10 protein-coding genes are annotated in these 12,514 nt (G+C 60.1%); 7 read left to right on the top strand and 3 right to left on the bottom strand.

Annotated features, from left to right (window positions below; genetic code table 11):
- Window positions 1-2: 2 nt before the first annotated feature.
- A complete protein-coding gene (locus tag OF385_RS11600; RefSeq protein ID WP_022874216.1) occupies window positions 3-455 on the bottom strand; it encodes an Lrp/AsnC family transcriptional regulator in 453 nt (150 codons plus the stop codon).
- A gap of 224 nt (window positions 456-679) precedes the next feature.
- On the opposite strand from OF385_RS11600, the gene pdhA reads away from it, so the two are divergent.
- From pdhA to OF385_RS11580, 4 genes are all read left to right on the top strand, one after another.
- Window positions 680-1,843, top strand: a complete 1,164-nt coding sequence (pdhA, locus tag OF385_RS11595) for a pyruvate dehydrogenase (acetyl-transferring) E1 component subunit alpha (RefSeq protein WP_264275500.1) — start codon at window positions 680-682, stop codon at window positions 1,841-1,843.
- A gap of 1 nt (window position 1,844) precedes the next feature.
- Window positions 1,845-2,927 (top strand): alpha-ketoacid dehydrogenase subunit beta, encoded by a 1,083-nt coding sequence (locus OF385_RS11590; protein WP_264275499.1) that lies wholly within the window; start codon window positions 1,845-1,847, stop codon window positions 2,925-2,927.
- Entirely contained in the window at window positions 2,928-4,370 is a 1,443-nt protein-coding gene (locus OF385_RS11585) for a dihydrolipoamide acetyltransferase family protein (protein ID WP_264275498.1), read from the top strand.
- 242 nt (window positions 4,371-4,612) lie between these two features.
- A complete protein-coding gene (locus tag OF385_RS11580) occupies window positions 4,613-5,620 on the top strand; it encodes a DUF3093 family protein (RefSeq protein ID WP_264277910.1) in 1,008 nt (335 codons plus the stop codon).
- A gap of 8 nt (window positions 5,621-5,628) precedes the next feature.
- On the opposite strand, the gene OF385_RS11575 is transcribed toward OF385_RS11580, so the two are convergent.
- A complete protein-coding gene (locus tag OF385_RS11575) occupies window positions 5,629-6,492 on the bottom strand; it encodes a phosphatase PAP2 family protein (RefSeq protein ID WP_264275497.1) in 864 nt (287 codons plus the stop codon).
- Between the two features lie 80 nt (window positions 6,493-6,572).
- On the opposite strand from OF385_RS11575, the gene OF385_RS11570 reads away from it, so the two are divergent.
- The 3 genes from OF385_RS11570 (at window position 6,573) to menD (ending at window position 11,642) form a co-directional block, all read left to right on the top strand.
- Window positions 6,573-7,568, top strand: coding sequence for an o-succinylbenzoate synthase (locus OF385_RS11570; protein WP_264275496.1), 996 nt, complete (start codon window positions 6,573-6,575; stop codon window positions 7,566-7,568).
- A 123-nt stretch (window positions 7,569-7,691) separates the two neighbouring features.
- Window positions 7,692-9,797: a PhoX family protein gene (locus OF385_RS11565; RefSeq protein WP_264275495.1), complete on the top strand. Its 2,106-nt coding sequence runs from the start codon at window positions 7,692-7,694 to the stop codon at window positions 9,795-9,797.
- Window positions 9,798-9,944: 147 nt separating this feature from the next.
- Complete coding sequence (menD, locus tag OF385_RS11560) at window positions 9,945-11,642, top strand: 2-succinyl-5-enolpyruvyl-6-hydroxy-3-cyclohexene-1-carboxylic-acid synthase (RefSeq protein ID WP_264275494.1); 1,698 nt, start codon at window positions 9,945-9,947, stop codon at window positions 11,640-11,642.
- Window positions 11,643-11,727: 85 nt separating this feature from the next.
- Here the strand turns inward: menD and OF385_RS11555 are convergent, their stop codons facing one another.
- Entirely contained in the window at window positions 11,728-12,510 is a 783-nt protein-coding gene (locus tag OF385_RS11555; protein WP_264275493.1) for an amino acid ABC transporter ATP-binding protein, read from the bottom strand.
- Window positions 12,511-12,514: the final 4 nt, after the last annotated feature.

The following is a 12,514-nucleotide window of genomic DNA, read 5'->3' as shown; positions in this document are numbered from 1 at the left end:
GCTTAGCGGGTGTCGGTGTCCTCGAAGATCAGGTGGGTCTGCGTATCAAGCACCGTGGGCAGGGCCTGGAGTTCTTCGAATACGACCCGTCGCAAATCCAGATTGTCCTTGGCACGCACCAGAAGAATCACGTCGAAGTTCCCGCCCACCAAGCCGATGTGCTGGACCTCGGGGATGGAGGCAAGATGGTCGCGCAGCTCGCGCCAGGAGTGCTGGCGAAGTTTCAGCGTGACATAGGCGCTGGCCTTGAGCCCTGCCTTCACCGGGTCGATGACCGCCGTGTATCGTGTGATCACCCCGGCATCTTGCAGCTTGGCAATGCGCGAGTAGGCGTGGGCACGGGACACGTGGACTTTCTGGGCAACTGTAGTTACCGACTGCCGTCCATCCTGGGTCAGCTCCGCCAAGATCGCGCGGTCAACCTCGTCAAGTTTCAGCTCCGCTTCCGCGGCCATGATTCTCCTTTTCAATGTGTCTGACGTCGCAACGTCAAACACATTTTATTGAAACATTTCGTCCACAAGTATACGTATCTCATTCGCAACTTTCCACAATTCTCAGGCCGAGTGGATACAGAATGCAATCACTACGCATAATTGATTGCAAATGATGTTTAGGTGAACTGAGTCACAGGGGCGTGCGCCCATGGACTGAGCCCAAAGTACGAAAGGTGGGGAACATGAGCGCAGAAACAACCTCGGATCGCATGTCCGAAGTCAGCAAAAAGTTCGGCATCAGCCCAGAAGATTACATGCTGCCAGCACGGCACATGATCAACTTGCTCAACCCGGATGGAACACTTCGTCCGGAAAATGAGCAGGGGACCGAACCGGGACACGAGTACCCGCTGCCTAGCCCGGCCCGACTCATGGAAGCCTACGCGTCCCTGGTCACCGGCCGTCGCGTCAACGACCAGAACTCCGCCCTGGTTCGCCAGGGCCGCATGGCCGTTTACCCCTCAAGCCACGGCCAGGAAGCCTGCCAGATCGCCGCGGCCTTGTGCCTGGAAGAGAACGACTGGCTTTTCCCTACCTACCGTGACACCGTTGCAGTGCTCACCAAGGGCGTAGCCCCGATGGAAGTCATGACCAGCTTCCGCGGCGAATGGCACTGCGGGTACGACCCCAAGGCCTACAAGTGCGCGCCGATGTCCACGCCGCTGACCACCCAGTTGCTGCACGCCGTCGGCGTAGCCCACGCGGCGAAGCTTCGCGGAGAAAATACTGTCGTTGTAGCCATGTGCGGCGACGGTGCCACTAGCGAGGGCGACTTCCATGAAGCCCTGAACTTCGCTGCGGTGTTCAACCTTCCGGTGATCTTCTTCGTGCAGAACAACAAGTACGCCATCTCCGTACCGCTTTCGCACCAGAGCGCGGCACCGTCGCTGGCGCACAAGGCTGTGGGCTATGGCATGGCCGGCGAGCGCGTTGACGGAAATGACCTGATGGCATTGATGGCCATCATGACCCGGGCCGTACGCATGGCACGTGAGGGCAATGGCCCGCTGCTGATTGAAGCCCACACCTACCGCATGCAGGCGCACACCAACGCGGACGACGACAAGCGCTACCGCGAGGATTCCGAGGTCCAGGCCTGGATCGCCAAGGACCCGGTGACTCGCATGAAGGCCTATCTCGAAGACGCCGGACTGCTGACCGATGCCGCCGCCGCGAAGATCGCCCAGGACGCTGAAGTTGTGGCTAAGGCCCTGCGAGATGGCATGAACCAGGATGCCAACACGGATCCTCGTGAACTTTTTGAACATGTTTATTCCACCAAGAGCACCCAGCTCGCCGAGCAGCAGGCCCTGCTTGTTGACGAACTAGACCGCGAGGAGGCCTAGGATGACTGCCACGACATCGCGCGTGAACCCTAATGTGAGCGCAGCTACCGCGCGTGCGGCCGCCAAGGCTGCCAATGAAAACCAGCCGGTGACCTTCGGAAAGGCGCTGAATACGGCGCTTGCCGACGGGCTGCTGGCCGATGACTCGGTCGTTATTTTCGGCGAGGACGTAGGAACCCTTGGCGGCGTCTTCCGCATTACCGACGGGCTGACGGCGCGCTTTGGGGCCCAGCGCTGTTTTGACACCCCGCTGGCCGAATCCGGCATCGTGGGCATGGCCGTTGGCATGGCCATCAATGGCATGCGCCCGGTTATCGAAATGCAGTTTGACGCATTCGCCTACCCGGCTTTCGAACAGGTCGCTTCGCATGTGGCCAAGATGCGCAATCGCACCCAGGGCAAGCTGTCCTTGCCACTGGTGATCCGCATTCCCTATGCCGGCGGTGTGGGCGGCGTGGAGCACCACTGCGATTCCTCCGAAGGCTACTATGCGCATACCCCGGGGTTGAAGGTCTTCACTCCTTCCTGCGTGGAGGATGCCTACCTGATGCTGCGTGAAGCCATTGACTCTGATGATCCGGTGGTCTTCTTCGAGCCCAAGAAGCTGTATTGGTCCAAAGAGCAGGTGGATCTCGAACAGCTGGCACGTGATTACGAAGCGAAGAAGAGCGCGCCAACAGAAGGAAGCGCGCGTATTGCCCGCGCCGGGAGCGACGCCACGCTGATCGCCTATGGCCCGAGCGTTTCGACGGCTTTGGAAGCAGCCAAGGTGGCTGCCGAGGAAGGCATCAATCTAGAGGTCGTCGATGTGCGCAGCATCGTTCCCTTTGACGATGAGACCGTGTGCGCGTCGGTGCGCAAAACGGGACGTGCCATCGTAGTGGCCGAAGCCCAGGGCTTTGCCTCGGTCGCCAGTGAAATCGTTGCCCGGGTGCAGGAACGCTGCTTCCACTCCCTGGCGGCTCCGGTGCTGAGGGTCACCGGTTTTGATATTCCTTATCCTGCCCCGACCTTGGAAAAGTACCACCTGCCCAGCGCCGAACGCATTCTGGATGCTGTTGATCAACTTCAGTGGGAGGCATAAATGACCGTCAAGACTTTTTTGCTGCCAGACCTTGGCGAGGGACTGACCGAGGCGGAACTTGTCCGATGGATGGTTGCTGCCGGGGACGAAGTGGCGGTGGATCAGCCGATTGCAGAAGTTGAAACAGCCAAATCCCTGGTGGAGATCCCTTGCCCCTTTGAGGGTGTTGTTTCGACCCTGCATGGTGAAGCCGGCCAGATGATGCTGGTGGATGAACCTTTTATTTCCGTGAATACCGGCGGGAACGAGGATGCATCGCCAGCGGCGCCTGAGATTGAGCGTGCGCAGTCCTATCGTGAAGAGGAACTGGCGGGAACCCGGGAGCCGTCGAGCGAAGCCGAAGCCGAGGTCGAGTCCGATGCGGATGAAGGCAGCGGCAATGTGCTGATCGGTTACGGCACTGGTTCTGCCCAGCGCAAGGCTAGTCGCCGGCGGAAGCCACGTGGCATGGGCGCTGGCGCTGCGCTCGCGGTCCAGGAATCCAGCGAAGCGGTGCGGGTCATCAACCCGCTGGTGCGCAAGCTGGCGCGGGAAAATGCCCTGGACATTAATTCAGTCAAGGGCAGCGGCCCTCAGGGATTGATCCTTCGCGCTGATGTTGAAGCCGCGCTGGCGCGACCTGCCTCGGAGCAGCCAGCGAGCGTTCCTGCGATTCAAGAGACGATGCAGGCCGCACAGGCAGCTGGGGCAATACCAGGGCCGGTGGCAGTTGGCGGCGAGAAGGACTCGCGAACTGGTCTGCCAGTTGCCTCTTCGCAGGTTCTCGCCGGCGTCCGCAAGACCATCGCGAACGCCATGAGCACCTCGCGCAGGGAAATCCCTGAAGCTACCGTCTGGGTCGACGTGGATGTCACCAAGCTGCTGAAGCTGCGTTCCAAGATCAAGGCGGCAGAAGGCCAAGCACCGAGCATCATGGCACTGGTTTCACGGTTCGCAGTGGCCGGACTCCAGCGCTTCCCGGAACTCAATAGCCGGATTGACGTCGAGGCCAACGGATCCCTTCGCCACACTCTCTTTGACGGTGTGAACCTGGGTTTCGCCGCGCAGACCGACCGCGGTCTGGTGGTCCCGAATGTGCGCGATGCCCACAAGCTCAACGCCCGCGAACTCTCAGCCGAATTCGCTCGCCTGGCATCCGTGGCCCGCGAAGGCAAGGCCGGGGTGGCTGACCTCTCGGGCAGCACCTTCACCATCAATAACTATGGCGTCTTCAACGTTGATGGCTCAGCTGCGATCATCAACTACCCGGAGGCCGCGATTCTCGGACTGGGCCGCATCATTGAAAAGCCATGGGTGGTCAATGGAAAGCTCAAGGTCCGTTCGATCTGCGAATTGACGTTGAGCTTTGATCACCGGGTCTGTGATGGCGGGACGGCAGCAGGATTCCTGCGATACGTCGCCGATGCGATGACCGACCCGAAACGAGCCCTCGCGACGCTGTAGATCCATGGCTAGGAGCTTGGCTAGTGTGAAGCCTGGATGATGCCCGCCGAACCTTCGCGGTTCGGCGGGCATCATCCTTTTTGCTGATATTTGAGTCTCGGTCGATCATTTACCAGCATGTCAAGATAGAGTTTTGTTTATAACTAGGCACATAGTTCCTTGATCGGAGCCAATGTAGAAGTGTGGGGTTCCGCTAGCCAAGGAGCCATTCAGTTGGGGTAGAGGATGAGATGAAAGTGGCTATGCATACAGTGAAGAATCGTCCGTGGCTGTACGTCGTGCTGATTCTCCCCGTCATCATCGTGCTCGGAATCTATCTTCCGCTGGCCAGCCGGCTTCCAGAACTCATAGCGACCCACTGGTCATCAACCTATCCCGACGAATTTACCCGGACCGAGATTTTCGTCCCCATGGTAATTGGCCTGAGTATCGTGGGGAGCCTCATCGGCTTGAGCTCGTTGGCTCAAACGAGGCGGCCGGCCCTACTGCTAACGCTCCTGTTTGTAGGTTCGCTGTTGTCGTGGACCACCGCAGGAGTCTTCATCGGCTCGGTGATTCCGACAGCACTGGCGGAAACTCCCCAGACAGCAGTCATCGGCATCTGGATGCTTCCGATGGCTGCCTGCACCCTGCTAGCACTCAGCCCGCTCTGGATCAGCGGCGTCTACCAGTCATATTCGAAGCAGCAACAAGCACAACGTCAAGCACGCATGAGCGAGGCCCAGGGAAATACCGCTCTAGTGCCGCAGGGCACTGGACTGCCGGAGAACGTCGAATTCAGTGAAACCATGAAGGCTCCCTGGTGGCTGTGGATGCTCGGGCTCGTTGTTGCCGGCATCGGCATTTTCGCACTGATCGATAGCTACAACAGGTCTGGACAGGCCAATTGGACCGCGACGATCATCAGCCTAGTTGTCTGCCTGATTGTCTGCCCCTTGGTGCTGGGACTGTGCCGGATCCGCGTGAGCATTACCGAACAGCGCACCAAGGTGACCTCGGCGCTTTTTGGCTTCCCCTTGCGGACCATCAAACCCGAGGAGATCGAATCGGTCACCAGCACTGAAATCGACCCGATGGCCTGGGGCGGCTGGGGATGGCGCTTTTTCCCGGGCGGGTCAGCGGTGGTTCTTCGGCGGTATGAAGGGTTGGCGTTCGAGCTGAAGAATTCGTCGAGATTTGCCGTGACCATTCCCAATTCCCATGAGGGCGCGGAGCAGCTGAACGCGATCATGCGGAAGAACGGATCTTGACAGCGCTTCTACTTCTGGAACGTCCGCATCGGTCCGATCACGACAGAGCGCAAAGCCAGCGATGAGATCAATGATGCCGCGATCACGTGAAGGATTCCCAGCACTGCGTACGCCAGTTGCAAGCTATCGGGGATCCTCTGAATGTGCGGGTGCGGCAGGATGAACGACAAGACAACAACAATGGCCCACACGATAATGCTGGCGGTCCCGATCCCACGGGACCACCCGGTATTAGGCACCTCGTGGCTCAAAGGCTGAATCCGCTGCAAAACCGCACTAGCCAGCACCATCCAGAAGGCAGCCACCAGAAAACCAGCGGCAATGTCACTGGGACGGTGCCAACCGCACACCAAGGTGGCGACACCGGTAACTGTAGCGAACAGCCAGGCAATAGGTTGCACCGCGGGACGCAACTTCGGCGGAGCAATGACGAACATCAACCCCATCGCGGCCGCGGCCGCCGTGGTGTGACCCGAGGGGAAAGAATTGCCCGTCGTACCGAAGTTGAAATCCGGTCGGATCAAAACGCCGTGCTTCAGCAGCTGGGTACTGGCCAGCGCCGCAGCGCAAGCCAGAAGCGCCACCGTGGCACGCAAGAATCGCCTATCCCTGATCACCCGGTACAATAGGAAGACCGCGGCAATCGCACCACAAATTACCGGCAACAGGTCCAGGAATTGACGGACTGGATCCAGCAGTTCAGTACGCGGCCACCACTGGGACCATGCCACGAAGCCAGCCTGATCTGCCCACTGCCCGGGGCGCAAGTGCACGAAGAAGAAATACTCCACGCAGAAAAAGGCAACCAACAGCAGCAGAGCCAACCACCACCGAAGATGGTGTGGACGTGCAGGTGCTGTATGTCGAGGCATATCTCTAGCCTTGCACAACTTGCCGGGTAAATGTCAGCCGATGGCAGTGTAACCATGCCCACGCTCGCTAGGCTTAGATCATGAGCAATGAACTTCCACCGCTGGCTGAAGTGCTGGCCAACAGCCATGTAGTCCGCCTTCCCATGCGAGTCAAATTCCGGGGGATCACCCAGCGCGAAGCACTGCTCATCAAAGGTCCCGCAGGCTGGGGAGAATTCTCGGCCTTCGTCGAATACGCTCCAGCCGAGGCCTCGCGCTGGCTGGCTGCCGGCATCGAATCGGCCTACAAGCCATTCCCGGAACCTCTGCGCGCCACCATTCCGGTCAACGCAACCCTGCCAGCGGTAGCGGCCAGTGAAGTCGGAACGGTACTGGAAAAGTACGACGCACCGCACACCATCAAAATCAAAGTCGCGGAAAAAGGCCAGGGCCTTCAGGATGACCTCGCCCGAGTGGCAGAAGCGCGTCGTTTGTATCCGCAGGCGGCATTGCGCGTCGATGCGAATATGGGCTGGAATATTGGCCAAGCGGTCCACGCACTGAAAGCCCTCAGCGACTACGAGCTGCAATATGCTGAACAGCCCGTGCCAGGCATCACCGGCTTGGCACAGGTGCGAGAGCAGTTGCGCAACGACGGGATCACTTTGAAAATCGCTGCCGATGAGGCCGTGCGCAAGCACACCGACCCATTGGAAGTCTCACGACTGGGTGCGGCAGATCTGATGGTCATCAAAGCCCAGCCGCTGGGCGGGATCACAGCGGTCCTTGACATTGCCCAGCAAGCGGAACTTGATGTTGTCGTTTCCAGCGCCTTGGATACCTCGGTGGGCCTGGCCCAAGCCGCGGCTTTGGCCAGCGCCCTGCCAGAACTGCCCTATGCCTGCGGACTATCCACCGGGACCCTTTTCTCCGATGATGTCTGCAGTGAACCGCTGCTGGCTACTGCCGGGTATCTTTCGGTGAGGCGGGTTCATCCGGATAGCGAAAAACTCAAGCGGCTTCGTCCGGATCAGCAGCGGGTTGACTGGTGGTTACGCAGAGTCGAGCAATGCTACGAACAGCTAGCCAATGCCTGATTCTCGGTACTCATCTATTTCCCCGCAGTTAACTTAGGCGTTGCATTTTGCACACTTCCGGGTGAAAACCTCATATCGCGTCGTTCCCCTGACAGCGAGCCCTAACTGAGGAAGTGATGGATCATGAATCCGACCCGTACCCTTTTGCCAATGCTAGGCCATACCCGCGGCGGACGTTCCGCAGCTACTTGCCACTTTAAATGTGGAGATGCCTGCGTTAAGCCGGATTGCAACACCTCGACCAACAGCTATTTCAAGGACATTGCCGACAAGTCCCTGTCCCGCCGCAGCATGCTCGGCTTGGGCGCTGTAGGCGCCTCCGCCCTGGTCGTTGGGCCACAGTTCTTTGGCGCGCAGGACGCCGTGGCAGCACCATTGGTGCCGCTGAAGAACGGAAACAACGCCGGTGGCCACCTGTCCTTCGACGCTATTGAGCCGGTGTCGCGTTCAGTCGATAACGTCAGCGTGCCAGAAGGCTATGACTGGAACGCCATCATCCGTTGGGGCGACCCGCTATTCAAGAACACCGCGCAGTTTGATGCCACCAGCCAGAGCGCACGCAAGCAGGCTGAACAATTCGGCTACAACTGCGACTACCTCGACATCATTGTTGACAAGTATTCGGGCCGCACCGGCGTGCTGGTGGCAAACCACGAATACACCAACGAGGACATGATGTTTGACGCCGCCTGGTTCGAAGCGAACAAGGACGAGGCCCGCCACATCGCCATGAACGCCCACGGCTTCAGCGTGGTCGAGGTCAAGCGCAAGAAGAAAGACAAGAAGTGGACCTACGTCCAGGGCGGCGAACGCAACCGCCGCATCACCGCGCAGACCGAATTCAGCATCGACGGCCCGGCAGCAGGTAGCGACCTGCTCAAGACCGTTGCCGACCCAACCGGCACCAAGGTCCTTGGCACCTTGAACAACTGCTCCGGCGGCACCACCCCATGGGGCACCATCCTCTCCGGTGAAGAGAACATCGACCAGTACTTCAGCGGCAAGGGCACCGCCGAAGAAGCACGCTACGGCATCGGCACCGGCGCCACCGAACGCGGCTGGGAAGACACCGAGCCACGCTTCGGCCTGGCCAACGAAGGCTACGAAAACGAAGCAAACCGCTTCGGCTGGGTCATCGAGATCGATCCGCAGGATCCAAAGTCCACCCCGGTCAAGCACACCAACCTGGGACGCTTCAAGCACGAGGGCGCCAATGTGCGCATTGCCAAGAACGGCAAGGCCGTGGCCTACTCGGGTGATGACTCGCGCTTCGAATACCTGTACAAGTTCGTCTCCAAGGGCACCTACTCCAAGCACGACCGCAAGGCGAACATGTCCCTGCTTTCCGAGGGCGACCTGTACGTCGCTCAGTTCACCGGGAACTCGCCAGCGGGCGACTTCGACGGCAGCGGCCAGGTCCCATCCGATGGCGCCTTCGACGGCACCGGCACCTGGCTGCCACTGGTCAAGGGTGGTGCTTCCATGGTCGATGGCATGAGCGTTGAAGAAGTCCTGGTGTACACCCGCTTGGCAGCTGACAAGATCGGCGCCACCAAAATGGACCGTCCGGAGGACGTCGAGCCAAGCCCGATCTCCGGCAAGCTCTACGTGGCCCTGACCAACAACTCGGACCGTGGCAAGGCTGGCAAGGAAGGCGCCACCGAGCCAAACCCACGGATCTCCAACCGCGATGGCCACATCATCGAGCTCACCGAAGCTGGCAATGACGCAACGAGCACCAAGTTCACGTGGAATATCCTGCTGGTAGCCGGTGATCCCAAGGTCAACGGCTCCACCTACTTCTCCGGATACCCCACCGACAAGGTTTCGCCGATCTCCTGCCCGGATAACCTGGCTTTCGATTCCAAGGGCAACCTGTGGATCTCCACCGACGGCGCGCCAAGCACTATCGGCTACTCGGATGCGCTGCACAAGGTCACGTTGACCGGCAAAGACCGTGGCCGTGTCGAGCAGTTCCTGGCCGTGCCAACCGGTGCTGAGACCTGTGGCCCGTTGATCCACGACAAGGACAACTCGGTCTTCGTCTCGGTCCAGCACCCAGGTGAAGGCGGCACCTTCGCAGCACCGACTTCGCTGTTCCCCGACTTCCTGAACAGCTCCGCTGTCTCGGGCGCCGGCCAGTTCTACGGCCCGCGTCCCAGCGTGGTGCAGGTCTTCAAGGAAGACCCCAACCCAGGCAAGGGCAAGGGCAATGGCAAGAACAAATAGCCTGTAGCCATCCGTGCATCAAGGCGCCGGAGTGATCAGCACGCTGATTGCCCCGGCGCCTTCGCGCATCCCCATACATGGTGAGCACGGATCAAGGCATAGACTGGGAGCACTGCCTTAGTTCAGGAATCGAAGGAGCCGCACCGCGTGGGATCGCCGCAACCAGATCAGCAATTAGCCATCACCACGGCCCGAACGGTGCTCGGCACACTGATTCAAGCTGGCATCCGAGATCTGGTTATTTCACCCGGCTCGCGCAGCGCGCCCCTGGCCTATGCGGCAGCCGAAGCCGAGCATGCCGGATTGCTGAAGATCCACGTGCGCATCGATGAACGCTCAGCAGCCTTCATGGCACTTGGCCTGGGTCAAAGCACCCGAACGCCGGTTGCCGTGGCCGCTACCAGCGGTACCGCTATTGGCCAGATGCTCCCGGCAGTCATGGAAGCCAACCACACCGCTACTCCGCTGCTGGTTCTATCCGCGGATCGCCCCGATGAACTGCACGGAACCGGCGCCAGCCAGAGCACCAAGCAGAAGAGCCTTTTCGGTGACCACGTCCGACTCGCCCTCAATGTGGCAGCCGGGCAGCAACCGGCGACGTGCCTTGAACATGCACTGCGGGCGTTGCAAGGAGATGCGCATCTTCCTGGCGGCCCAGTTCAACTGAATCTGCAATTCAGGGATCCGCTGACTCCAGCAGGCAACGAAAGCATCAGCAATCCCTACTGGGCAAGTATCACGCCGGGTACTTGGCCGGTAACACGAGACTCGCAGCCGGCAGTACCGGCGCAAGTGCGCGAAGGGCTGGCCATGCGCAGAACTGTGGTGGTGGCCGGACACGACGCGGGACCGCAGGCCCAGGAATTCGCGCACCAGCTGGGCCTGCCGCTCTTTGCCGAGCCTTCTTCCAACGCCCGATTCTCGGATCATGCCATCACCCACTACCGGCCGCTGATATCCGTGGGGATAGAACACATTGAACGTGTAGTGCTCTTCGGGCGCCCCACCCTCAGCCGACCGGTGGCAAGACTCCTGGCTGACGCGTCGATTTCCTCAGCCATCTGGCAGCCTGCCCCGGCGGCCTGGTACGAAGCCGGACGCCGCCGTGAATCGCCTATCGGCAACTGGCAGGAATTACAGGAGTTCGCCGGCAGCGCGCCTGCAGGCTGGCTGGCCGCCTGGCAAGAACTCGATGCCCAGGCCCTCGGGCTTCGCAACGACATCTCGCGCAAGACCAGCATCAACGGCCTGTTGGTTGCCGAAGCGATCTGGGAGCACCAGCCCGAGGTCCTGCTCCTGGGATCCTCGAATATCGTTCGCGATTTCGACCTCGCGGCCCGCCCCAGCGATGGCATCGCCGTGTACGCCAATCGCGGCTTGGCCGGCATAGACGGCACCATTTCGACGGCGCTCGGATTGGCTGTGGGAAGCCGGAGGTGCACGATAGCGGTGATGGGGGACATCACCTTCGCCCATGATGCTAGTTCACTGTCGTGGACACCAGGGGAGTTGAAGCCTGAACTGGACGTTGTCGTGTACAACGACGGCGGCGGCGCCATCTTCTCCACCTTGGAGCATGGAGCCGTGGCCGACTCGGGACGGTATGCCAATGCGGTGGAACGGCTGTTCTCCACACCGCAGGACTTCGACATCGAGGCACTGGCCAAGGCCTACGGCTGGGAGTACGAGCGCGTGGATGCAAAGGAAGAACTGGGCAGCCTGCTGGGTCGCCGCGGGGGAGCAGCACTGCGTTTGATAGAAATCTGCGCGTCGAGGGATCATCTGCGGGCGGAGAACCAGTCGCTGAATGAGAAGATCGGACAGCTGAGCTGGCCTGGGCAATGACCAGATGACCAGCCTTAAGCGGCTCATCCCCTGCACCGGGTGCCAAAAGGGACCCAGTGCAGGGGATGAGCTTTCACTACTCTGCCTAGATATCGACGTGGGTCGGATCCAAGACGCGACGCAGGAAGTCCTGAGTACGCGGCTGCTGCGGATTGCCAATGACCTCCGCGGCTTTGCCTTCTTCTACCACGACGCCACCGTCCATGAAGACCACGCGGTCAGCGACCTCCTTGGCGAAGGCCATCTCGTGGGTCACCACCAGCATGGTCATGCCGGCCTGGGCGAGGCTCTTCATGATGGCCAGAACTTCACCGACAGTTTCTGGATCCAACGCGCTGGTTGGCTCGTCGAAAAGCATCAGGGTTGGTTCCATGGACAGGGCACGGGCAATAGCCACGCGCTGCTGCTGTCCGCCAGAGAGCTGGTCAGGGTAGCGCTCGCCGAAGTCGCCTAGTCCCACACGTTTCAAGTGGCGTTGTGCGATTTTCACCGCTTCAGCTTTCTTGCGCTTGAGCACCTTGATGGGGGATACCGTGCAGTTCTCCAAGACCGTCAGGTGGGGGAAGAGGTTGAACTGCTGGAACACCATGCCTACCTGCTGGCGCATCTTGTCCAGGTTGACCTCTGGGTCTGTAACATTGAAGCCACCGACCATGACGGAGCCACCGTTGGGCTGCTCCAGCAGGTTGACGCAGCGCAGCAGCGTTGACTTGCCGGAGCCAGATGGGCCGATCAGGCAGACAACTTCGCCGGGGGCAACCTTCAAATCAATGCCTTTGAGCACCTCATTGCTGCCGTATGACTTACGCAAGCCGGTAATATCCACACCCGCGGCGTGAGCCGAAAGTTCACTAGTTTCAGTTGACATTTTC

Source organism: Glutamicibacter sp. JL.03c (genome assembly GCF_025854375.1).
Classification (GTDB): Bacteria; Actinomycetota; Actinomycetes; order Actinomycetales; family Micrococcaceae; genus Glutamicibacter.
This window is presented reverse-complemented; position numbering and strand designations above follow the sequence as displayed.

What these genes read in the sequence shown, in the direction of transcription:
- OF385_RS11570 (WP_264275496.1), top strand. Translation starts at nt 6,573, where the DNA reads ATGAGCAATGAACTTCCACCGCTGGCTGAAGTGCTGGCCAACAGCCAT.
- OF385_RS11565 (WP_264275495.1), top strand. Translation starts at nt 7,692, where the DNA reads ATGAATCCGACCCGTACCCTTTTGCCAATGCTAGGCCATACCCGCGGC.
- OF385_RS11555 (WP_264275493.1), bottom strand. Translation starts at nt 12,510, where the DNA reads ATGTCAACTGAAACTAGTGAACTTTCGGCTCACGCCGCGGGTGTGGAT.
- OF385_RS11575 (WP_264275497.1), bottom strand. Translation starts at nt 6,492, where the DNA reads ATGCCTCGACATACAGCACCTGCACGTCCACACCATCTTCGGTGGTGG.
- OF385_RS11585 (WP_264275498.1), top strand. Translation starts at nt 2,928, where the DNA reads ATGACCGTCAAGACTTTTTTGCTGCCAGACCTTGGCGAGGGACTGACC.
- pdhA (WP_264275500.1), top strand. Translation starts at nt 680, where the DNA reads ATGAGCGCAGAAACAACCTCGGATCGCATGTCCGAAGTCAGCAAAAAG.
- OF385_RS11600 (WP_022874216.1), bottom strand. Translation starts at nt 455, where the DNA reads ATGGCCGCGGAAGCGGAGCTGAAACTTGACGAGGTTGACCGCGCGATC.
- OF385_RS11580 (WP_264277910.1), top strand. Translation starts at nt 4,613, where the DNA reads ATGCATACAGTGAAGAATCGTCCGTGGCTGTACGTCGTGCTGATTCTC.
- OF385_RS11590 (WP_264275499.1), top strand. Translation starts at nt 1,845, where the DNA reads ATGACTGCCACGACATCGCGCGTGAACCCTAATGTGAGCGCAGCTACC.